Here is a 20,581-nt window from a genome sequence, read left to right as displayed (position 1 = left end):
TTTAAGATTCTTGCAAATTTACATTTATTATAAGAAAGTGGAAACTTTGAGCATTATTAACTTTACATAAAGAAAATCTTTGTTATTTTTACCGCAAATAAATATACTATATGAGTTCATCTTTTGATAAGTTTCAAAAACGTCGATTAATTACATCGTACTTTTCAGTAGTACTAAGTGTTGGTTTGGTACTCTTTATGTTAGGTTTATTGGCGTTATTTATTGTTAATGCTAAAAAATTGTCAAATGATTTTAAAGAAGGTATTACCATGACCGTTTTCTTTAAAGATGATGCTAAGGATACCACATTAACAAAATATGGAGAAATGCTCAAAGAAGCTAATTTTGCCAAAGATTTTGTTTTTATATCAAAAGAACAAGCCGCTAAAGAACATGAAAAAACATTAGGAGAAAATTTTACTGAATTTTTAGGAATGAATCCGTTAAAAAACTCTTTTGATATTCATTTACGTGCTGACTATGTTGAAAACGATAGCGTAGCTAAAATTGAACGTAAACTAAGAGAAAATCCATTAGTAGCGGATATTTTTTATGATAAACAATTGGTAAAAATGGTAAATGAAAATGTTAAAAAAGCTAGTATGTGGATTCTGATCATAAGTGGTTTTTTAACGGTAGTAGCGGTTTTATTAATTAATAGTTCTTTGCGTTTATCCATTTATGCTAATCGTTTTATTATTAAAACTATGCAAATGGTAGGAGCCACGAAATCATTTATTAGAAAACCATTTATATTAAGAAGTATAAAATTAGGTATCATAGGAGCTGGCGTTGCAATTATAGCTTTATTAGCTTTATTGTTTTATATAGATGCTATTTGGCCAACTTTAGGAGTATTTAACGATATATTTTCTATTGTTTTTATTTTATTAAGTGTATTCGGAATAGGAATCTTAATTACTTGGCTAAGTACTTATTTTGCTACACAACGTTTTTTAAATTTAAGAACGGACGATTTATATTAATTTTTTAAATATTAATTTTAGAGTTTAGTCAATCAACTCTATTTGTTAAATTCTAAAATCTATTTTTTTCTTATGGAAAATAAAAAAAATGAATTTCTTTTTGAAAAAGTAAACTATAAATTTTTGCTTATAGGTGTTGCTATTATTGCTTTTGGATTTATATTAATGTCAGGAGGAGGCAGTGAAGATCCCGCTGTTTTTAACCCTGAAATTTTTAGCTTTAGAAGAATTCGATTAGCACCAACTGTCGTTTTAGCAGGTTTTGGTATTGTTATTTATTCTATTTTCAAACAAGATAAATAACTCAATCGTATAATAATAAGTATTATTTACTTTTTATTATTTGTTAATCACTCAATATAAAATGGATTTACTTAAAGCAATTATTATCGCTATAATAGAAGGTCTAACAGAATATTTACCTGTTTCTTCTACTGCTCACATGATTTTTACAAGTTCTTTTTTTGGTATTCAAAACGATGATTTTGTAAAATTATTTCAAGTTTCGATACAATTTGGTGCTATTCTAGCGGTCGTTTTTTTGTATTGGAAAAAGTTTTTTGATTTTACCAAATTTAATTTTTATATCAAGTTGGCAGCAGCTGTTGTTCCCGCTTTAATATTAGGTAAACTATTCGATGATAAAATAGAAGCTGTTTTAGAAAAACCCATCCCAATTGCTTTTGTATTAATAGTAGGAGGTATTATTTTATTATTTATTGACCGTTTTTTTCAAAATAGTCAAATTAATTCCGAAGAAGAAATTTCTATTAAAAAAGCTATCACTATTGGATTTTGGCAATGTCTAGCTATGATGCCTGGTACCAGTAGAAGTGCTGCATCCATAATAGGAGGTATGCAGCAAGGACTTTCACGTCATGTAGCTGCTGAATTTTCTTTCTTTTTAGCGGTTCCCACTATGTTAGCTGTAACTTGTTACTCCGTGTTTTTAAAAACCTACGAACATAGTCAAATGAAAGGCTATGAGTTAATTTTACAATCAAAAGACACTATTACAATGTTTATTATAGGAAATATAGTAGCATTTATAGTAGCCGTATTAGCCATCAAATTATTCATAGGAATAATCAAAAAATATGGTTTTAAACCATGGGGATGGTATCGCATTATTGCAGGAACCCTATTATTAATTTATTTTTCTATTAATAAATAAAATTTTGTATACAAAAGAAGATATATTAAACGGACAAGTTTTACTCATAGACAAACCCCTAACTTGGAGCTCCTTTCAAGCTGTTAATAAATTAAAATACGTATTAAAAAACCGATTAGACTTACCTAAAAAATTCAAAATAGGTCATGCTGGTACTTTAGACCCATTAGCTACTGGTTTATTAATCGTTTGTACAGGAAAATACACCAAAAAAATCCCAGAATTAATGGGGCAAACTAAGGAATATACAGGTACTATAAAATTAGGTGCTACGACTCCTTCTTATGATTTAGAAACGCCTATAAATGCTATTTTCCCAATTGAACATATTACTCCTTTGCTCATAACAGAAACTGTTAAACAATTTATAGGTGAAATAGATCAAAAACCGCCTGTATTTTCTGCCTTAAAAAAAGACGGAAAACGATTATATGAACATGCTCGTGCTGGAGAAGAAATTGAAATTCAAGCGAGAAAAACCACAATTTACGAATTCGAAATAACCAGAATTGCATTACCTGAAATTGATTTTAGAATCAGTTGTAGCAAAGGTACTTATATTCGTTCTTTAGCGTATGATTTGGGCAAAGCATTAGAATCAGGAGGACATTTAACCGCTTTACGACGTACAAAAAGTGGTTCTTATTCAATAGAAGAAGCACTAACACCAGATGTTTTTTCAGAATTAATTCCCAATAATTAATTTTATACTTAAAAAAATAAATAAAAAAATGTTCAAAAAATAAGAGAATTTTATCACTTTCCTAGTTTAAATTAAATAAGGTAAAAGGGTAAAAAATCAGATATAGTATTGTTGAAATTATTTTTTCTTTATAATGACAAACTAAATGTTGATTTCTTAATTTTTGAACATTTACTTTTTTGTAAGTAATTTATTTTAAATTAGTTATATATTTTATTATTTACTAATTCTTCTATATGTGTCATAATAGATATTAACTCTTCCATTGTGCTTTTTCCTTTGTCATGTAAATACCAAAGTTGTAATTCTTTTTTAGCTGTTTGATCTACTACCCCATGTTGAGCCTTATAATTTTTAATTAAATTTGTAGCTCCCTCAGGTCTAGGTCCCCAAGTTGCTTTTAATTCTTGATTTTTATTATCTAAAATGATGAGTTTTGGAATAGCACGCGCATCATTGGTTAAAAAACAATTCATTAAAGGATCGTTTGCATCTCTAAATACAAATCTTAAATTAATTTTATCTGTTACAGAACTTATTTTGTACAAAATAGGTGCTATTTGAGCCACATCGCCACACCAACCTTCTGCTAGTACTAACCATGTATATTCATTTTTTATATTTTTTAATTTTTCCAAAATATCTTCAGGAATCTGTAAAGTTTTATCTAAACGATTCATGCGAGTTTGGTTTAATTGGCTATAATACAGATGATCTTCTGACTGATCATTCCCCGAAGATTTCCCTTGAACTAATAAGTCCGCTACCGATTTTCTATACTCTGAATAGGTATAACTATTTAATAGACCTTGAATAATTTCTGTTTTCATAATAGCTAATAGTTTGTGTGTTTTTTAATATTTACGGAATTATTATTTTTTAATTAAAATAATACGTTATAATATTATAACGTATATATCATTAATACGTAAATTTATATATAAAAAATCATTTTTTTTGTAACAAAAATTACATAATATGAAAAAAAAACGTTGTGACTGGTGTCAAAAAGATAATTTATATCGTAACTACCATGATAATGAATGGGGTAACCCTATTTATGATGATGAAACAATTTTTGAATTTTTAGTACTAGAAACTTTTCAAGCAGGCTTAAGTTGGTATACTATTCTTACTAAAAGAGAAAATTTTAGAAAAGCATTCAATAACTTTGATTTTCAAAAAATTGCAAAATACAGCAATAAAAAAATGGAATTATTAGCCCAAGATTCAGGTATTATTCGCAATAAACTTAAAATAAAAGCTACAGTAACAAACGCCCAAGCCTTTATGAAGGTACAAGAAGAATTTGGAACTTTTTCGAAATATATCTGGGGTTTTGTAGGCGGAAAACCTATAGACAACAAACCTAAAACTTTAAAAGATGTTCCTGCTACAACTGAAATATCAGATAAACTAAGTAAAGATTTAAAAAAACGCGGATTCAAATTCGTAGGTTCAACCGTAGTATACGCCTATATGCAGGCTATAGGAATGGTAAATGATCACATAGAGGACTGTTGGAAAAGGAATAGTTAGTTTAAAATTTAACATTTATAAATTAAAAAATAGTTTACATTTGTCCTGTACTTTAGGGGTGTTTGCATAGCAGGCTGAGATTTTACCCTTTGAACCTGATCTAGTTCATACTAGCGTAGGGAAAAGTAAATGACTTCTTGTATAGTGTTCTTAGCTATGCGTGTAGCCATTCCTAAAGTTTAAAATAATACGGAATGGAACTTATTATCAATCAAGAAAAAAAAATATTTAAGGAAGAAGTACTCACCCTACAAGAACTCCTTGATATCGAATTACCTGACAAACAAAAAGGTATTGCGATCGCTATTGACCAACAAGTTATCCCTAGATCGCAATGGGAAAACACTTCGCTACAATCTAATCAAAAAATAATCATCATTAAAGCTACGCAAGGAGGCTAATTTTTATTTTAAGTTTTAACGAACTTAAAAACTGAAACTTTTCAACCTAAAAAAATATGGAAAATACAATCACAAGAACACCTTTCCCTAATTCAAAAAAGGTGTACATACAAGGAGAAATACACGACATTCAAGTTGCGATGCGTGAAATAACGTTGTCAGATACTAAACTGACAAACGGGCAAGTAGAACAAAATCCGCCCGTAACGGTTTATGATACTTCTGGTGCTTATACAGATCCGAGTATCGAAATTGATGTTCGCAAAGGATTACCTCGTTTGCGCGAGCAATGGATTTTAGACAGAAATGATGTCGAAATTTTAGATGAATTAAGTTCTGAATATGGTAAACAACGTTTAGCCGATGAAAAATTAGATCATTTGCGTTTTGAATATCTTCATCAACCTATGCGTGCCAAAGAAGGTGCTAATGTAACCCAACTATACTACGCTAAACAAGGCATCATCACGCCTGAAATGGAATACATTGCTATTCGTGAAAACCAACGTATTGAACAATTAGAAACAGCACAAAAAGCAATGTGTCATCAGCATGCTGGGGAAAGTTTTGGTGCAAGAACTCCTAAAGGAAAAATTACCGCCGAATTTGTTCGCAGTGAAGTAGCTGCTGGAAGAGCAGTAATTCCAAATAATATCAATCATCCTGAAAGCGAACCTATGATTATAGGGCGCAACTTTTTGGTAAAAATTAATGCAAATATTGGTAACTCTGCGGTAACTTCAAGCATTGAAGAAGAAGTTGAAAAAGCCGTTTGGGCTTGTCGTTGGGGAGCTGATACCATTATGGATTTATCAACTGGTAAAAACATACACGAAACCCGCGAGTGGATTATCAGAAATTCACCTGTGCCTATAGGTACTGTGCCTATTTACCAAGCCTTAGAAAAAGTAAAAGGTGTGGCTGAAGATTTAACTTGGGAAATTTTCCGTGATACTTTAATAGAACAATGTGAACAAGGAGTTTCCTATTTCACCATACACGCTGGAGTTTTACTGCGTTATATTCATTTAACGGCAAATAGGGTAACCGGAATTGTTTCTCGTGGGGGTTCTATTATGGCAAAATGGTGTTTATTTCATCACAAAGAAAATTTCTTATACACACATTTTGAAGACATTTGCCAAATATTAAAACAATATGACGTTGCCTTTTCTTTGGGTGACGGCTTACGTCCTGGATCGATTGCCGATGCTAATGATGCTGCACAATTTGCCGAATTAGAAACTTTAGGTGAATTGACAAAAATTGCTTGGAAACACGATGTGCAAGTATTTATTGAAGGTCCTGGTCACGTACCTATGCATTTGATTAAGGAAAATATGGAAAAACAATTGGAATGTTGTTCTGAAGCTCCTTTTTATACCTTAGGTCCATTAACTACGGATATTGCACCAGGTTACGATCATATCACATCGGGAATTGGAGCAGCTATGATTGGTTGGTTTGGTTGTGCGATGTTATGTTATGTAACACCAAAAGAACATTTGGGTCTGCCGAATAAAAAAGACGTGAAAGACGGCGTAATCACCTATAAAATTGCAGCCCATGCAGCCGATTTAGCAAAAGGTCACCCTGGAGCGCAATATCGTGATAATGCTTTAAGTAAAGCCCGATTTGAATTCCGTTGGGAAGATCAATTTAACCTTTCTTTAGATCCTGATACAGCACGTGAATTCCACGATGAAACACTTCCTGCTGATGCGGCTAAAGTAGCTCACTTCTGTTCGATGTGTGGTCCTAAATTCTGTTCGATGAAAATTTCACAAGAAATTAGAGATACTGCTGTTGAAGAAGGACTTAAAGCTAAATCAGAAGAATTTATTGAAAACGGTAAAGAGATTTATGTCTAGTTATTATTCCATAGAGATACACAAAGAAACCCAGAGATACACAAAGTTTACATAGATTTTGTGTGACTCTGTATAAAAACTTTGTAATACGAGCGAAGCGAACTGAAAAAGAAAACTTTGTGTGACTCTGTGTAAGAACTTTGTGAAACTCTGTGTAAAAACTTTGTAATTCGAGCGAAGCGAAATAAAGAAAAAAACTTTGTGTAACTCTGTGTAAGAACTTAGTGAAACTTAGTGAACCAAAAAAATGATTCTACTATCAACAGAACATATTATAGAAAATGAAATCCAAACCCTGCATCAGTTATTTGAGGCAGGGCTTACTCATTTTCATATCAGAAAACCTAACTACACTTTACAAGAAACAAAAGCATATTTAGAAAAAATTGACACTTCTTTTCATCCATTTTGTGTGGTATATTATCCTGAATTAGTAAATGAATACGATTTGAAAGGAATCCATCAAACTAATCAAAATAGAAATTCGATAGTAAAAAACACAAAAAGTTTATCCACCTCAACGCATAGTATTTCAGAATTTAATGAACTTTATTCGGCTTATCATTATGCCTTTTTGAGTCCAATATTTCCAAGTATTTCGAAAACTAATTATCAAAATCCTGAGATTCTTCATCAAATTGCTCAACGCACAAATTTTAACACGCAACTTATAGCTTTGGGAGGTATTTCAGAAAAAAATATTTCCGAAGTACTTCCATATTTTAACTCGGTTGCCTTGCTAGGTGCCATTTGGTTACATCCTAATCCTATAGAACAATGGAAAAAATGTCAAAACATCGTCCTTTCGTACTCAGTCTAGCAGGCTTTGATCCTTCGGCTGGAGCGGGTGTTCTTGCCGATGTTAAAACATTTGAAATGCAGAAAGTGTATGGATTAGCCGTGATTACTGGAAATACTATTCAAACGGAAGATAGGTTTCTCAAAATGGAGTGGATGGACACTTCTTGGGTAATTGATAGTCTTAATCATCTTGCCAAACAGTATGAGGTACAAGCTGTGAAAATTGGAATTATTCCGAGCTTAGAAACATTGGATACTTATATAAAAACCATAAAACTTTTGTGGCCTAAGGCAAAAATTGTTTGGGATCCTGTATTAAAAGCGACAGCAAATTATGAATTCACTCCGCTTATTTACGATAGTTTACCATCTATTTTAGAACAAGTTGACCTCATCACTCCTAATCATAATGAATTAGACATCTTAGTTCCTCAATCTATAAGCCCTCTAGAAAAAGCTGAGTTATTGGCACAACATACAGCAGTTTTATGGAAAGGAGGACATAATATATCCCAACCAGGAACAGATTATTTGATTATAAGCCATGAAACTCATATTTTAAAACCCTCTACTAACAAAATATATCCCAAACACGGTTCGGGTTGTATTTTATCATCTGCCATCACGGCACATTTAACTCTAGATAAATCACTTCCAGAAAGTTGTAAAAAAGCCAAACAATTTATAGAACAAACATTAAACTCAAATAAAAAATTATTAGCCTACTATGTTACCTAAAATTCAATTTATATCGCAGGGGGAAACGCCTGAAAAGCAACTTAATTCGATTCGAAAAGCCTTAGATGCGGGAATTACTTGGACTCAATTACGTTATAAAAACGCTTCTAAAATTGATGTTTTTAGATTGGCCGAAAAAGTTAAAAAAGAAACAGATCAATATAATGCTTTACTTACCATAAATGATTTTCCTACCATAGCCAAAGCCATAGATGCTCACGGATTACATTTAGGACTTACTGATGGAAGTATTGAGCAAGCACGTGAATTATTAGGTAATGTTAAAATTATAGGAGGTACAGCCAACACTCTTGAAGATGTACAACAACGATTAGCTGAAAGATGTGATTATGTGGGTTTAGGTCCATTACGATTTACTACCACTAAAGAAAAACTAAGCCCCTCGTTAGGTTTTGAAGGTTATAAAAAAATTATCAATACCAGCTCAAATACAGCATTGGTAAAACCCATTTTTGCCATTGGAGGAATAGTAGAAAATGACCTCCCTAAACTATTAGAAATTGGTGTCTATGGCATAGCCGTTTCTGGTTTAATTTATAATGCCACACAACCTAGTCAAATTGTAAAACAACTCAACGAAACACTTTATACGTATGCTTAACATAGGAAATACCACATTTAGCTCCCGATTGTTTGTTGGTACTGGAAAATTTGGTTCTAGTCAAATAATGGAAGAAGCTATTTTAGCCTCTGGTTCAGAATTAGTAACGGTAGCCTTAAAAAGAGTCGATTTTGAAACCGAAACCGATGCCATTCTCTCGCACCTCAACCATTCGCATATTCAATTGTTACCCAATACTTCTGGAGCAAGAAATGCTAAAGAAGCTGTTTTCGCAGCACAGTTAGCTCGCGAAGCAATGGAAACGAATTTAGTAAAACTTGAAATTCATCCTGATCCAAAATATTTACTTCCTGACCCTATCGAAACCTTAAAAGCTACGGAAGAACTTGCTAAACTAGGATTTGAAGTTTATCCTTACATTCATGCCGATCCCGTTTTATGTAAGTTACTTGAAGAAGTGGGAACAGCTGCGGTTATGCCTTTGGGTTCTCCCATAGGAAGTAACAAAGGACTACGAACTATCGATTTTTTAGAAATTATCATTGAACAAAGTAAAGTACCTGTAATTATTGATGCAGGGATAGGTGCACCGTCTGATGCTGCTAAAGCAATGGAATTAGGTGCCGATGCTGTGTTAGTTAACACCGCAATTGCCGTTGCTGGAAATCCAGTAGCTATGGCACAAGCATTTAAAGAAGCCGTTATTGCAGGACGAAGAGCTTTTGAAGCCCAGTTAGCCAATCCGCTAGCGCATGCCGAAGCCTCTAGCCCGTTAACGTCGTTTTTATAAAGGCTGTGCAAAAATTAAAAAATCAACACACCAATTGTCACTCCGACGCAAGGAGGAGTCTCATAATCAATATTATGTGATTTCTCCCGCTGGTCGAAATGACAAAATTGCGACCTTTTAGGGCTACCTCATAAAATCTAAAAATTATGACCTTTAAAACTGTATTTGAAAACTATTCTTGGGAAACTGTGGCTAACCGAATTGCTTCGGTAACACATCGTGATATAGAAAACGTTTTGCGTAAACCTAAACGAACCGTCGAGGATTTTCTAACGCTTTTATCTCCTCTAGCTCAAGAGTATTTAGAATCTATGGCGCAACTGGCTCATCAACTCACGCAAAAACGCTTTGGCAAAACCATTCAGCTTTATGCGCCTATGTATTTGAGTAACGAGTGCCAAAATATTTGTACCTATTGTGGTTTTAGCCTTGACAATAAAATCAAAAGAAAAACACTTTCAGATAGTGAAATTCGGCAGGAAGTAGAAACACTAAAAGCTATGGGCTACGATCACGTTTTGTTGGTAACAGGTGAAGCTAATTATACCGTTCACATTGGTTATTTCCTAAATGCTATTGAAGTCATTAAAAACGATTTTGCCAATATTTCTGTTGAAGTACAACCACTTTCACAAGAAGAATACGAACAATTGCATCAAGCAGGTGTGTATTCTGTATTAGTGTATCAGGAAACCTATCATAAAGAAGTCTATAAACAATATCACCCTAAAGGAAAGAAGTCTAATTTCGATTTTAGATTAGAAACGCCAGATCGTGTTGGTAAAGCGGGTATTCATAAAATAGGATTGGGTGTTTTGTTAGGACTAGAAGATTGGCGAGTAGATAGCTTTTTTAACGCCTTACATATTGATTATTTACAAAAGACGTATTGGAAGAGTAAATATTCGGTTTCTTTTCCACGCCTTCGACCAGCAGAAGGTATTATTGAACCCAATTTTATAATGGAGGATAAAGATTTGCTCCAACTTATTTGTGCCTACCGCATTTGGAATGAAGATCTGGAAATTTCGATTTCTACGCGTGAAAATGAACATTTTCGGAATCATATTATTCCTATTGGCGTTACTACAATGAGTGCTGGATCTAAGACTAATCCAGGTGGTTATGTTGTCGATCCACAAACTTTGGAACAATTTGAAATTAGTGATGAACGCCCCGTGGCTGAAATTGCGCAATTGATTAGTTCAAAGGGTTATCAACCTGTTTGGAAGGACTGGGATAGGGCATTTAGAATTTAGAAATGACCTCTGTGAAACTTTGTGCTTTACTTTGTGAACCTCTGTGTAACAAAAAATAGAATTTACAAGTGAAAAAGATGGATGATGGAAGTCAGAATTTAGAAGTTACAAATGACCTCTGTGAAACTTTGTGCTTTACTTTGTGAACCTCTGTGTAACAAAAAATAGAATTTACAAGTGAAAAAGATGGATGATGGAAGTTAAAATTTAGAAGTTAGAAATGACCTCTGTGAAACTTTGTGCTTTACTTTGTGAACCTCTGTGTAACAAAAAAATAGAATTTACAAGTGAAAAAGATGGATGATGGTACTTCAACACTTCGAGAGCCTCAGTGTCCGTTCAGTAACCGTTGGAATTTGGAAGATGGGTGAAGCTTTGAACTTGAAACTTGAAACAAATAAACCCATAACAATTTTAAAAACCCCAACGGAGCGAAATATTATTTATGCTTACAATATCAGATTATTTACGTTATTCGAAACATCTTCTTGTGCCTGAAATAGGAGAAGAAGGTCAATTAAAAATAAAAAATGCTAAAGTACTTGTCATTGGTGCGGGTGGTCTAGGTTGTCCTATATTGCAATATCTAACTTCGGCTGGAGTTGGAACGCTAGGTGTAGTGGATTTTGACAGGGTGGCATTGCATAACTTACATCGCCAAATCCTTTATACCGAAGCGGATATTGATTTACCTAAAGTCACTCAAGCAAAGATTGCGCTTGAAAAACTAAATCCATTAGTAGAAATTCAAGTATTCAACGAAAAATTAACCCCTGAAAATGCTCCTTCCCTATTTGAATACTTTGATATTATTGTTGATGGTTGTGACAATTTTAATACTCGGTATCTGGTAAACGATGTTTGTGTACAATTAGGAAAGCCATTAGTTTATGGGAGTATTTTTAAATTTGAGGGGCAAATAGCAGTATTTAATCATAACGGAAGCAAACAACTCCGCGATTTATTTCCAGATTCACCCAACCCCGAAGATGTTCCAGATTGTTCATTAAACGGAGTAATTAGTTCCTTACCTGGCATTATAGGTACAATGATGGCACAAGAAACATTGAAAATGATTATAGGTTTGCCTGTATTAAGAAACGAGTTGATTGTTTTTTCAACTTTAAAGTGGGAGTTTCAAAAATTTGAGTTTTAATACTATCTTGAAAATAAATTCAACATAATCTTTTCCTATTTTTGCTAAAAACAGAAAAAATTGAATACATACGAAGCAATATTGATACATCCAGGAATTACTGGCGGAAGAGTTTCAGGGAACTTACACGTTAAAACTAATGGGATTCTTTTTGAATCTGGTGCAATTAATCATCATATAGGTTTTACTAATTTATCTATTAATGCTGGAGGTGCAGCTAATAGATTTATCTTTTTTTCAGATTCAACTATCAATTCCATTTCTATTTATACCGCTGATAAATCTATTTTAAAAGATAATATCCTAGTATCAAATAATAAATTCAAACAAGAAATCAAAAAATCAAAAAGCACATTAAATGGACCACTTAGAGGGATAATAATTGCTTTAATCATAATTGGATTATTTATCGGTTCTCTTTATTTCCTCAAAGACAAAATGGTAGAAAGTATGGCTAGTCAAGTACCTATTTCTTGGGAAAAAAAGGCTGGTGATAAACTATTTAATACCTTATCATTACAATATCATTTCATAAAAAATGACTCTTTAAAGAATGAATTTATAGAAGTTGCTAAACCTTTATTTAACCAAATTGAAAAAGAAGGCTATAAAGTAGACCTATATTTCGTGAAAGACCCAACAATAAATGCTTTTGCTCTTCCTGGTGGCAAAGTAATTATTCAAACAGGATTGATAGAAAATGCTAAATCTTGGGAAGAAGTTATGGGCGTACTTAGTCACGAACTTTCACACGTTACTAGACGTCATCACATACGAGGAATCATCAATAATTTAGGGATTTTTGCCATTTTATCAGCTACCGTTGGAGACGTAAGTGCAATAGCAGGTACATTTATCAATATGGGTGGCGAATTAGCCTCCTTGTCCAACAGTAGGGATTTTGAAATAGAAGCTGATGAAACGGGCAGAGAATATCTCATAAATGCTAAAATAAATCCAGCAGGATTAATCTCATTCTTTAAAACTTTAGAGAAAGAAGAAAAAACAATTTTAGATTCTACTTCGGTTAAAGATATAGATTTATCTTTCCTATCAACTCATCCAGATACAAAATTCCGAATTGAAAAATTAAAAGAAAAACAAAAAGAAGATAAAACCCCATATCCCTTATTACCTAACACGTTTAATGCTTTTAAAACAAAACTTTTAAACTTGAAATAAAACTATGAGAATTAAAACAGAAGGAAAACCTGCTTTTGCTTATGTGATGGTCGAACTGGAACCAGGAGAGACCATTATTGCAGAATCAGATGCGATGTCTAGTATGTCAGCAGAACTAGATTTAGATGCTAAATTCAATGGGGGATTTTTTGTTGGATTAGCACGAAAATTCTTTGGTGGTGAAAGTCTTTTCATTAACCATTTTACCAATAATACCAGTAAAACACTTTCGTTGCATTTAACTCAAGCTACACCAGGAGATATTGAGATTAAAGAATTAGACGGTACGCAAAGTTACTGCATTCAAAGAGGTTCTTATATTGCATCTGAAGCAGGTGTTAAACTAGGAGTTAAATGGGCTGGCTTAGGTTCATTAATTGGTGGAGAAGGTCTATTCAAACTAGTAGTATCTGGAACTGGAAGAGTAATATTTGGAGCTTATGGTGGTATTCTTGAAAAAGAAATTGATGGTGAATACATTGTAGACACTGGACATCTTGTGGCTTATGAGCCAGGAATGAAACTTAAACCACAATTATCAGGCGGTATTTTTAGTAGCTTCTTTGGTGGTGAAGGGTTTGTTACTAGAGTAGAAGGAAAAGGAAAAATATATATCCAAACAAGAAATCTATCTGGTTTAGTTTCTTGGATTAACAGACAAATATAATTGGTCACTATGGAAACATTACATACACAAACAGAAGGAAAATCGACTACTTTAAATGTTGATTTACAAATGAGACCAAGTTCTACAGTTGCGGTAATCAAACTAAAACCAGGGGAAGAATTTACTGCCGAAGCAGGATCCATGATTGCTATGAGTCCTAGTATAACCATGACCACTTCAACACAACAAAAAAAATCTGGTGGTTTTTTAAAAGGCCTTAAAAGATTGTTGTCTGGCGAAAGTTTTTTCTTAAATCATTATAAAGCAGGAAACGAAGGCGGAACCGTTTTTTTAAGTACAACACTAGCTGGAGATATGATGGTCAAAGAACTTCGTGGCGAAGGCATCATCGTACAAGGAGGTTCTTATGTGGCAAGTTCCCCAGAGATTACAATCGATATGAGTTTTCAAGGATTCAAAAATTTGATTTCTAAAGAAGGACTTTTTTGGTTAGCAGTAAAAGGACAAGGAACCGTAGTTGTCAATTCTTTTGGTGCTATTTATCCTATCCAAATTGATGGCGAATATATAGTAGATACAGGACATATTGTAGCTTTTGAAGAACACCTAAATTTTACACTAACAAAAGCTGGAAAAAGCTGGATGAGTTCAATTTTAGGAGGAGAAGGATTAGTATGTAAATTTCAAGGTCAAGGAACGGTGTGGGTACAATCTCATAACACGTCAACCTTTGGAGGAATTCTAGGACCTAAACTTAAACCAAGAGGCTAAAAATATTATGGAAACACAAAATAAAGGATTCAAATTTTCAATGGATTGCAAACCAGATTTTGGTTTTGTAACCATCAATATACCCGCTGGAGAAAAATTAAAGGTAGAAGCAAGTGCAATGGCTACTATGGATACTAATCTTGAAATGAAAACAACGCTTAAAGGAGGTTTTTCAAGATTTTTGACAGGAGAGTCATTATTCATCAATGAATTTACGGCAAAAAATGGTTCAGGTGATATTCAATTAGCACCTGCTTGTCCTGGAGATATAGAACACATCTATTTAAACAACGAAACCATCTATATTCAAAATAGTGCCTTTTTAGCCTCTTCGGAAAATATAATTATTGATTCAAAATTTCAAGGTTTAACAAAAGGCTTTTTTTCAGGTGAAAACTTATTTTTAATTAAATGTTCTGGAGAAGGGGATCTTTGGTTTAACTCCTATGGAGGAATCATTCCTATAGATGTAGAAGATGGTTATGTAATAGACACTGGTCATATTGTAGCTTTTACGGAAGGTTTAACGTATGATATAAGCAGAGTGGGTGGTTATAAATCACTTTTCTTTTCAGGAGAAGGATTAGTATGTAGATTTCAAGGAAAAGGAAGAATCTGGATTCAAACTAGAAAAATAACTCCATTCTTGAGTTGGACTTATCCATTTAGACCCGAGGGAAAAAATAAATAATATTTAAGAGGCTGTGCATTTGTACTGCTCCCACAAGTTTAGACAAATTTAATTTTAATTTTGATAATAATGAGCTCGATATTTTATCGGGCTTATTTTGTTTAGATGATAATCTGGTCAAAAAAGATTGGTAATTTTTGATTTTAAATTGCTTATAACATTTAAACTTTGAAATTTCCTCATAATACTATTTTTTTAACCTTGAGACTGTCCAAAAAGTTCGCAATCTTGTTATTTCGACCAAAGGGAGAAATCAGATAATGTTGATTATGAGACTTCTCCTTAGCAGAGTGATAAACTGCATATTGATTTATTACTTTTTGGACAGCCTCATTATTTTTATACTTACACAATTTTTTATAGTCTCTTAAAAAGATTTTCTTTTCATCTCTATATGTGGAATATCATCTTCTAAGTATACTTCGGAGGTTTGTATGAAACCATGAGTTTTATAAAACTTGACTAAATATTCTTGTGCTGATATTGTAATATTCTTTTGGTCATAAGCATCTTCTAGTGTATCAATAGCAACTTTCATCAACTCATGACCTAACTTAAGACTACGATATTTAGGAGAAACTACGACTCTACCAATTGATGATTCTTTAAAATAATCGCCTGCGTTAAACATACGACAATAACTAGCTAATTCTCCATTTAAATAACCTAATACATGAATTGCTTTCGAATCCTTTTTATCAATATCCAAATAAGGGCAATTCTGTTCTACTACAAAGACTTCTGAACGCAAGTGTAATATATCATACAATTCGTCTACAGAAAGTTCTTCAAAACGCTTTATTTTAAATTCTTGCATAATTAAATTCTTTTAAAAAATTAAAGGACGCTAATGCGTCCTTTACTGTATGTTAAATTTTTATTTTCATTCCTGGCTGTAGATCATTTTCTTTTATATTATTTTTCTTTCTTAACTCTGCAACCGTTGTGTTGTATTTTTTGGAAATTTTAAATAACGAATCTCCTTTTTGAACTATATAGAGTTTTTGCTCATCAAATGGAAGTTTCTTTTTTGGTAATTCAACTTTAGCCGCAATAGTTTTTTCAATTTTTAGTTGTTCTCCTACTTTAACTTCTTTTGATATTTTATCATTCCATTGCATAAGTTCATCAACAGTTACACCGTAATTTTTAGCAATTTTTACAAAATTATCTCCTTTTTTTACTATGTATAAATCTGTTTGAGTAATTATTTCTTGTTTTGATTCAGTTAATTTTATAACATCACCTGGATTTACCATACCATTTTCAATTTGATTCCATTTTTTCAAATCTGACACAAACAAATGATGTTTTTTAGCAATGGCATAAAGCGTTTCTCCTTGTAAAACAACATGTTCAGAAGGAGCTGCATCAGCGGTTGTATTTAATTCGTTTTTAACTTTTGAATCTTTATAAACCAAATCTGTTATCTTGTTTTTCGGAATATTTCCCACTACATTTAATGTGGTTGGATTGCTTTCTTCTATTTCTTGAACAGCATTTGCAGCAATAGTATTAGATTCATCGTATTTAATACGGATTCTAGATCCTCTTAATAAATGTATTCCTCTTAATCTATTCCATTTTTTTATATCAGCAACTGCTACGTTATATTTCTCTGCTAGTTTTCTTGCATCGTCACCCTTTTTAACAATATGAAATTTCTGTAATAGAGGTTTTTTAGATTCTGTTTTATTAACCAAGCTTTCTTCTGTAACTTTTTCTGTATCAAATATTTCTTTAATAACACGTGGTTTGATTTGTCTTATAAAAGGTCTTTCTCTCTGACTTTCTTGGTGATCAATATAAGCGTAAATTTTTTCTTCATTAGAAGCTAAAATGGCTAATTTCTTTTTGGGCAAACAAATGAAATGGTTCTTACCAGTTACATAAGGAACCACCTTCATTTTATAAGATGGATTTAAAAACTCAATGTCAGATTCAGGCATATCTAATAAACTTGCCAATTGTTTAAAGCTTACCTTTCGTTTCAAAGCGATCGTATCCGTTTCAAAATGTTTTGCTACAGGTTTATAAGGTACTAATCCGTGTTCTTTATGATACTCAAAAATGTACATAGTGGCTAAGAAAGCAGGTACATAACCTTGTGTTTCACGGGGTAATTTATGTTTAATATTCCAAAAATTTTGAAAGCCTCCAGAACGGCGAATAGCTTTACTTACGTTTCCTGCTCCTGAATTGTAGGAAGCTAAAACGAGTTCCCAATCTCCAAAAATTTTGTACATTCCTTGCATATAACGTGCGGCTGCATCGGTTGCTTTAAAGGTGTCTTTACGTTCATCTATATAGGAATCAATTTTTAACCCGTATTGCTTACCTGTTTCGTACATGAATTGCCATAAACCCGTTGCTCCTACTCTGGATACAGCACTAGATCGTAATGCTGATTCTACAATTGAAAGATATTTGATTTCCAAAGGTACATCATAACGAGCCATTGCTTCTTCAAATAAAGGAAAATAAAACTGAGATAATCCCATTAAACGTTCATAAGATCGTTTGCGGTTTTTTAGAAAATTTTTAACTAAGTTTTCTAGTTGTGGATTATATTCAATATTAAAAGGAGACTTTTCATCTAATAAACGTAATCTTTCTTTGAATACATCTGTTGGCAAATCAAAGTCTACTTTTATATTTAAATCAAGATTTTTAATATCTGAAACAATTCCATCAAAAATATCTTGTGTATTAGATAGTTCTTTTATATGTTGATTGTCTATGCAATCTGACGTTTCATTAACTACAAAAGTTCTCTTTATAGAATCTAAATAAGATCGTTTAACTATAAGTTTTGAAACAGAATCCTGTGGAATCTTATTTTGTGCATAAGTTCCAAAAGCAGATACCAGTAAAAATAGATTGAGAGCAAGTTTCTTTCTAATCATCAGCTTTAATTTATTAAATAACTTATTTTCAGCTATTTATATTAGATTTACAAACATAAAACCTAATTTTGATTTACAATAATAAAAAATGTTAAAATTCACTTAATTAATTTAAAATGGCTGCAATTCCGGGTAAAATTCTACCTTCTAGCATTTCTAACATGGCACCACCTCCTGTTGAAACATAACTCATTTTAGGTTCAAAACCAAACTGTTTTACAGCGGCAACACTATCTCCTCCTCCGACTAATGAAAAAGCACCATTTTGAGTAGACTCTGCTATATAATTTCCTAATTCGATCGTACCATTTGCAAAATGTTCCATTTCAAAAACACCAAGAGGACCATTCCATAAAATAGTTTTTGAATTTAAAATAACCTCTTTGATTGTTTCTAACGTTTTAGGACCTACGTCCATTCCTAACCATCCATCGGGGATTGAGTTAACGTTTACTAATTTTGTATCTGCTGTATTAGAAAAAGAATTAGCAGCTAATACATCAACTGGCAAATGAATTTGAACTCCTTTAGATTTGGCTTTTTCAAGAATTTCAAGGGCTAAATCTAGTTTATCATCTTCACATAATGAATTACCAATCTGACCTCCTAATGCTTTAATAAAAGTAAAAGTCATACCTCCGCCAATAATCATGTGATCAATTTTATCTAAAATATTTTCAATAACTGTAATTTTGGAAGAAACTTTACTACCTCCTAATACTGCTGTTACAGGTTTTACACTATTGTTTAAAACTTTATTTAGGCTCTCTATTTCTTTTACTAAAAGAGATCCAAAACATTTTTTATCAGGAAAGAATTGTGCTATTATAGCAGTAGAAGCATGCGCTCTATGTGCTGTACCAAAAGCATCATTTACATAAATATCACCAAAGGAAGCTAATTTTTTAGAAAATTCAATATCCCCTTCTTCTTCTTCTTTATAGAATCGTAAATTTTCTAATAGTAGAACGTGACCTTCTTTAAGGTTCATAACAGCATTTTCAGCAATAGATCCGATGCAATCTGATGCAAAATCTACTGGTTTACCTAAAATTTCTGCTGTTTTAGATACTATATGTTTCAAAGAAAATTCTTGTTGTACTCCCTTTGGTCTTCCTAAATGTGATAATAAAATGACAGATCCCCCTTCATTTAAAATTTTATCAATGGTGGGTTTAGCTGCTTCAATGCGAGTTGTGTCTGTAACATTAAAATTCTTATCTAAAGGCACATTAAAATCAACTCGAATTAAGGCTTTTTTGCCTCTAAAATCAATGTCAAAAATCGTTTTCATTGTGTTATTTTTTTATACAAAAATAAAATAAAAAAGGCTAAAAAATGCTAAATATTGGATCTAGCTATATTTTTAGCCTTTAAAATATTTAAATTAAAGGTTTAATCTTCTGATAAAGAATTTTGAGTACAAGGACAGTTACTGATACCTTGGAAGAAATCCCATCCTAAAGTAATCATGTGTGTACCTGAGTTGTATTTTACCAATTCGTTAGTTGTAACTTGATAAGCATATCCAGCATAAAAACCTCCTTTTTTTAATCCTAACATAGGTCCAATTGATAGTGGTTTCATAGGTTGGTCGTTTAGAAAACGGTAGGTTGCTCCTAACCAAAAATAACCTGTACGTTGGTAATCTATATAACGATACTTAAGATTCATATCTGTTGTAGAACGTCCGTCACTTTCAAAATATTGAACATAAGCGGAAGGTTCTATTTCAGTTCTAGAATCACGGTTTCCTTTAAAAACATAACCTGTATAAAGTTGATAATTACGTAATTGATTAGGTTCTGGTGAAACAGGAAACTTCTTAAGATCTTTTGGTAATAGGTTACTAAAATTTAAATTAATATAAAATTTACTTTTTCTATACAAGAAACCTACGTCAAAATTACTATTATTAATAAAACGATCATTATTTACGCTAACATCAGATGTTTGAAAATTTTCGATTTCGTGTCTAAAATTATTATAATTATAAGACATACCAAAAGAAAAATACTGTTTACTTGGATAATCTAAGATAATATGATGTGCAAATGATAGTTTAGCTCCTATCTGACGGCTATTCCCATTTTTATCATTATAAACGTGAAGACCAATTCCTGATTGATCTAATATGCGCATATCAAAATAAGCGGCCTGATTATTAGGGGCATCTTTAATACCAACCCATTGAAAAAAACCGTTAACACGAATCCTTGCATTATCACCTATCCCAGCATAGGTAGGTGATAAAACAAATGGATTATCTGCTAAATATTGAGTGGCTGCAGGTAGGTGTAACTCCTGAGCAATCCCTGAGGATACTATAGAAAAAGCTAACATTGTAAAAGCTTTTTTTGATTTACTATATAGTGTACGAATTGTCATAACTCAAAAGTTAA

Annotated in this window: 22 protein-coding genes and 1 riboswitch; of the genes, 17 read left to right on the top strand and 5 right to left on the bottom strand. The window is 32.4% G+C overall.

Going from position 1 to position 20,581, the window contains the following annotated elements:
• Positions 1-110: 110 nt before the first annotated feature.
• The 4 genes from ACUXZJ_RS03710 (at position 111) to truB (ending at position 2,863) form a co-directional block, all read left to right on the top strand.
• Positions 111-986, top strand: a complete 876-nt coding sequence (locus ACUXZJ_RS03710) for a cell division protein FtsX (RefSeq protein ID WP_060383702.1) — start codon at positions 111-113, stop codon at positions 984-986.
• A gap of 72 nt (positions 987-1,058) precedes the next feature.
• On the top strand, positions 1,059-1,289 hold the full coding sequence (locus ACUXZJ_RS03705) for a DUF3098 domain-containing protein (RefSeq protein ID WP_060383703.1): 231 nt from the start codon (positions 1,059-1,061) through the stop codon (positions 1,287-1,289).
• A gap of 61 nt (positions 1,290-1,350) precedes the next feature.
• The gene (locus ACUXZJ_RS03700) at positions 1,351-2,160 is read left to right on the top strand and encodes an undecaprenyl-diphosphate phosphatase (RefSeq protein WP_060383704.1); all 810 of its coding nucleotides are present in this window, start codon (positions 1,351-1,353) and stop codon (positions 2,158-2,160) included.
• 4 nt (positions 2,161-2,164) lie between these two features.
• On the top strand, positions 2,165-2,863 hold the full coding sequence (gene truB, locus ACUXZJ_RS03695; protein WP_060383705.1) for a tRNA pseudouridine(55) synthase TruB: 699 nt from the start codon (positions 2,165-2,167) through the stop codon (positions 2,861-2,863).
• 200 nt (positions 2,864-3,063) lie between these two features.
• On the opposite strand, the gene ACUXZJ_RS03690 is transcribed toward truB, so the two are convergent.
• On the bottom strand, positions 3,064-3,693 hold the full coding sequence (locus ACUXZJ_RS03690) for a thioredoxin family protein (RefSeq protein ID WP_060383706.1): 630 nt from the start codon (positions 3,691-3,693) through the stop codon (positions 3,064-3,066).
• Positions 3,694-3,841: 148 nt separating this feature from the next.
• Here ACUXZJ_RS03690 and ACUXZJ_RS03685 point away from each other — a divergent pair, with 148 nt between their 5' ends.
• The 13 genes from ACUXZJ_RS03685 to ACUXZJ_RS03625 all read left to right on the top strand — a co-directional run bounded on the left by ACUXZJ_RS03685 (position 3,842) and on the right by ACUXZJ_RS03625 (position 15,273).
• On the top strand, positions 3,842-4,402 hold the full coding sequence (locus ACUXZJ_RS03685) for a DNA-3-methyladenine glycosylase I (protein ID WP_060383707.1): 561 nt from the start codon (positions 3,842-3,844) through the stop codon (positions 4,400-4,402).
• A 44-nt stretch (positions 4,403-4,446) separates the two neighbouring features.
• Positions 4,447-4,541: riboswitch (TPP riboswitch) on the top strand.
• Positions 4,542-4,596: 55 nt separating this feature from the next.
• Positions 4,597-4,803, top strand: a complete 207-nt coding sequence (gene thiS, locus ACUXZJ_RS03680) for a sulfur carrier protein ThiS (protein ID WP_060383708.1) — start codon at positions 4,597-4,599, stop codon at positions 4,801-4,803.
• A gap of 56 nt (positions 4,804-4,859) precedes the next feature.
• The gene (gene thiC, locus ACUXZJ_RS03675) at positions 4,860-6,674 is read left to right on the top strand and encodes a phosphomethylpyrimidine synthase ThiC (protein WP_060383709.1); all 1,815 of its coding nucleotides are present in this window, start codon (positions 4,860-4,862) and stop codon (positions 6,672-6,674) included.
• A 247-nt stretch (positions 6,675-6,921) separates the two neighbouring features.
• Positions 6,922-7,494 (top strand): thiamine phosphate synthase, encoded by a 573-nt coding sequence (locus tag ACUXZJ_RS03670; RefSeq protein ID WP_060383710.1) that lies wholly within the window; start codon positions 6,922-6,924, stop codon positions 7,492-7,494.
• Positions 7,461-8,213, top strand: coding sequence for a hydroxymethylpyrimidine/phosphomethylpyrimidine kinase (locus ACUXZJ_RS03665; RefSeq protein WP_063744162.1), 753 nt, complete (start codon positions 7,461-7,463; stop codon positions 8,211-8,213). Before ACUXZJ_RS03670 ends, ACUXZJ_RS03665 begins: the two co-directional genes overlap by 34 nt.
• Positions 8,203-8,835 carry a thiamine phosphate synthase gene (thiE, locus tag ACUXZJ_RS03660; RefSeq protein WP_060383712.1) on the top strand — a complete coding sequence of 211 codons (633 nt, stop codon included), beginning with the start codon at positions 8,203-8,205 and terminating at the stop codon, positions 8,833-8,835. The genes ACUXZJ_RS03665 and thiE overlap by 11 nt, the downstream gene beginning before the upstream one ends.
• Positions 8,828-9,586, top strand: coding sequence for a thiazole synthase (locus tag ACUXZJ_RS03655; RefSeq protein ID WP_060383713.1), 759 nt, complete (start codon positions 8,828-8,830; stop codon positions 9,584-9,586). The genes thiE and ACUXZJ_RS03655 overlap by 8 nt, the downstream gene beginning before the upstream one ends.
• Positions 9,587-9,729: 143 nt before the next feature.
• The gene (gene thiH / locus ACUXZJ_RS03650; protein WP_089047648.1) at positions 9,730-10,845 is read left to right on the top strand and encodes a 2-iminoacetate synthase ThiH; all 1,116 of its coding nucleotides are present in this window, start codon (positions 9,730-9,732) and stop codon (positions 10,843-10,845) included.
• Positions 10,846-11,290: 445 nt separating this feature from the next.
• Positions 11,291-12,001: a HesA/MoeB/ThiF family protein gene (locus ACUXZJ_RS03645; protein ID WP_446195809.1), complete on the top strand. Its 711-nt coding sequence runs from the start codon at positions 11,291-11,293 to the stop codon at positions 11,999-12,001.
• Positions 12,002-12,061: 60 nt separating this feature from the next.
• Positions 12,062-13,183, top strand: coding sequence for a M48 family metallopeptidase (locus tag ACUXZJ_RS03640; RefSeq protein WP_446195807.1), 1,122 nt, complete (start codon positions 12,062-12,064; stop codon positions 13,181-13,183).
• 4 nt (positions 13,184-13,187) lie between these two features.
• Entirely contained in the window at positions 13,188-13,850 is a 663-nt protein-coding gene (locus tag ACUXZJ_RS03635) for a TIGR00266 family protein (RefSeq protein ID WP_060383717.1), read from the top strand.
• A 9-nt stretch (positions 13,851-13,859) separates the two neighbouring features.
• Positions 13,860-14,582, top strand: coding sequence for a TIGR00266 family protein (locus tag ACUXZJ_RS03630; RefSeq protein WP_060383718.1), 723 nt, complete (start codon positions 13,860-13,862; stop codon positions 14,580-14,582).
• A gap of 7 nt (positions 14,583-14,589) precedes the next feature.
• On the top strand, positions 14,590-15,273 hold the full coding sequence (locus tag ACUXZJ_RS03625; protein WP_088420170.1) for a TIGR00266 family protein: 684 nt from the start codon (positions 14,590-14,592) through the stop codon (positions 15,271-15,273).
• Between the two features lie 367 nt (positions 15,274-15,640).
• On the opposite strand, the gene ACUXZJ_RS03620 is transcribed toward ACUXZJ_RS03625, so the two are convergent.
• The 4 genes from ACUXZJ_RS03620 to ACUXZJ_RS03605 form a co-directional block, all read right to left on the bottom strand.
• Entirely contained in the window at positions 15,641-16,090 is a 450-nt protein-coding gene (locus tag ACUXZJ_RS03620; protein WP_060383719.1) for a GNAT family N-acetyltransferase, read from the bottom strand.
• Positions 16,091-16,142: 52 nt separating this feature from the next.
• Complete coding sequence (locus tag ACUXZJ_RS03615; protein WP_060383720.1) at positions 16,143-18,179, bottom strand: LysM peptidoglycan-binding domain-containing protein; 2,037 nt, start codon at positions 18,177-18,179, stop codon at positions 16,143-16,145.
• Between the two features lie 106 nt (positions 18,180-18,285).
• Positions 18,286-19,473, bottom strand: a complete 1,188-nt coding sequence (locus ACUXZJ_RS03610; RefSeq protein WP_060383721.1) for a phosphoglycerate kinase — start codon at positions 19,471-19,473, stop codon at positions 18,286-18,288.
• Between the two features lie 101 nt (positions 19,474-19,574).
• The gene (locus tag ACUXZJ_RS03605; RefSeq protein ID WP_081078462.1) at positions 19,575-20,567 is read right to left on the bottom strand and encodes a PorP/SprF family type IX secretion system membrane protein; all 993 of its coding nucleotides are present in this window, start codon (positions 20,565-20,567) and stop codon (positions 19,575-19,577) included.
• Positions 20,568-20,581 lie beyond the last annotated feature (14 nt).

This window comes from Flavobacterium sp. TN-1 (assembly GCF_052828645.1).
This window is presented reverse-complemented; position numbering and strand designations above follow the sequence as displayed.

Excerpts from the sequence above, each read along its gene's own strand:
- ACUXZJ_RS03710 (WP_060383702.1), top strand. The coding sequence starts at position 111 with ATGAGTTCATCTTTTGATAAGTTTCAAAAACGTCGATTAATTACATCG.
- ACUXZJ_RS03705 (WP_060383703.1), top strand. The coding sequence starts at position 1,059 with ATGGAAAATAAAAAAAATGAATTTCTTTTTGAAAAAGTAAACTATAAA.
- ACUXZJ_RS03700 (WP_060383704.1), top strand. The coding sequence starts at position 1,351 with ATGGATTTACTTAAAGCAATTATTATCGCTATAATAGAAGGTCTAACA.
- ACUXZJ_RS03690 (WP_060383706.1), bottom strand. The coding sequence starts at position 3,693 with ATGAAAACAGAAATTATTCAAGGTCTATTAAATAGTTATACCTATTCA.
- ACUXZJ_RS03685 (WP_060383707.1), top strand. The coding sequence starts at position 3,842 with ATGAAAAAAAAACGTTGTGACTGGTGTCAAAAAGATAATTTATATCGT.
- thiS (WP_060383708.1), top strand. The coding sequence starts at position 4,597 with ATGGAACTTATTATCAATCAAGAAAAAAAAATATTTAAGGAAGAAGTA.
- thiC (WP_060383709.1), top strand. The coding sequence starts at position 4,860 with ATGGAAAATACAATCACAAGAACACCTTTCCCTAATTCAAAAAAGGTG.
- ACUXZJ_RS03670 (WP_060383710.1), top strand. The coding sequence starts at position 6,922 with ATGATTCTACTATCAACAGAACATATTATAGAAAATGAAATCCAAACC.
- ACUXZJ_RS03665 (WP_063744162.1), top strand. The coding sequence starts at position 7,461 with ATGTCAAAACATCGTCCTTTCGTACTCAGTCTAGCAGGCTTTGATCCT.
- thiE (WP_060383712.1), top strand. The coding sequence starts at position 8,203 with ATGTTACCTAAAATTCAATTTATATCGCAGGGGGAAACGCCTGAAAAG.
- ACUXZJ_RS03655 (WP_060383713.1), top strand. The coding sequence starts at position 8,828 with ATGCTTAACATAGGAAATACCACATTTAGCTCCCGATTGTTTGTTGGT.
- ACUXZJ_RS03645 (WP_446195809.1), top strand. The coding sequence starts at position 11,291 with ATGCTTACAATATCAGATTATTTACGTTATTCGAAACATCTTCTTGTG.
- ACUXZJ_RS03635 (WP_060383717.1), top strand. The coding sequence starts at position 13,188 with ATGAGAATTAAAACAGAAGGAAAACCTGCTTTTGCTTATGTGATGGTC.
- ACUXZJ_RS03630 (WP_060383718.1), top strand. The coding sequence starts at position 13,860 with ATGGAAACATTACATACACAAACAGAAGGAAAATCGACTACTTTAAAT.
- ACUXZJ_RS03625 (WP_088420170.1), top strand. The coding sequence starts at position 14,590 with ATGGAAACACAAAATAAAGGATTCAAATTTTCAATGGATTGCAAACCA.
- ACUXZJ_RS03620 (WP_060383719.1), bottom strand. The coding sequence starts at position 16,090 with ATGCAAGAATTTAAAATAAAGCGTTTTGAAGAACTTTCTGTAGACGAA.
- ACUXZJ_RS03615 (WP_060383720.1), bottom strand. The coding sequence starts at position 18,179 with ATGATTAGAAAGAAACTTGCTCTCAATCTATTTTTACTGGTATCTGCT.
- ACUXZJ_RS03610 (WP_060383721.1), bottom strand. The coding sequence starts at position 19,473 with ATGAAAACGATTTTTGACATTGATTTTAGAGGCAAAAAAGCCTTAATT.
- ACUXZJ_RS03605 (WP_081078462.1), bottom strand. The coding sequence starts at position 20,567 with ATGACAATTCGTACACTATATAGTAAATCAAAAAAAGCTTTTACAATG.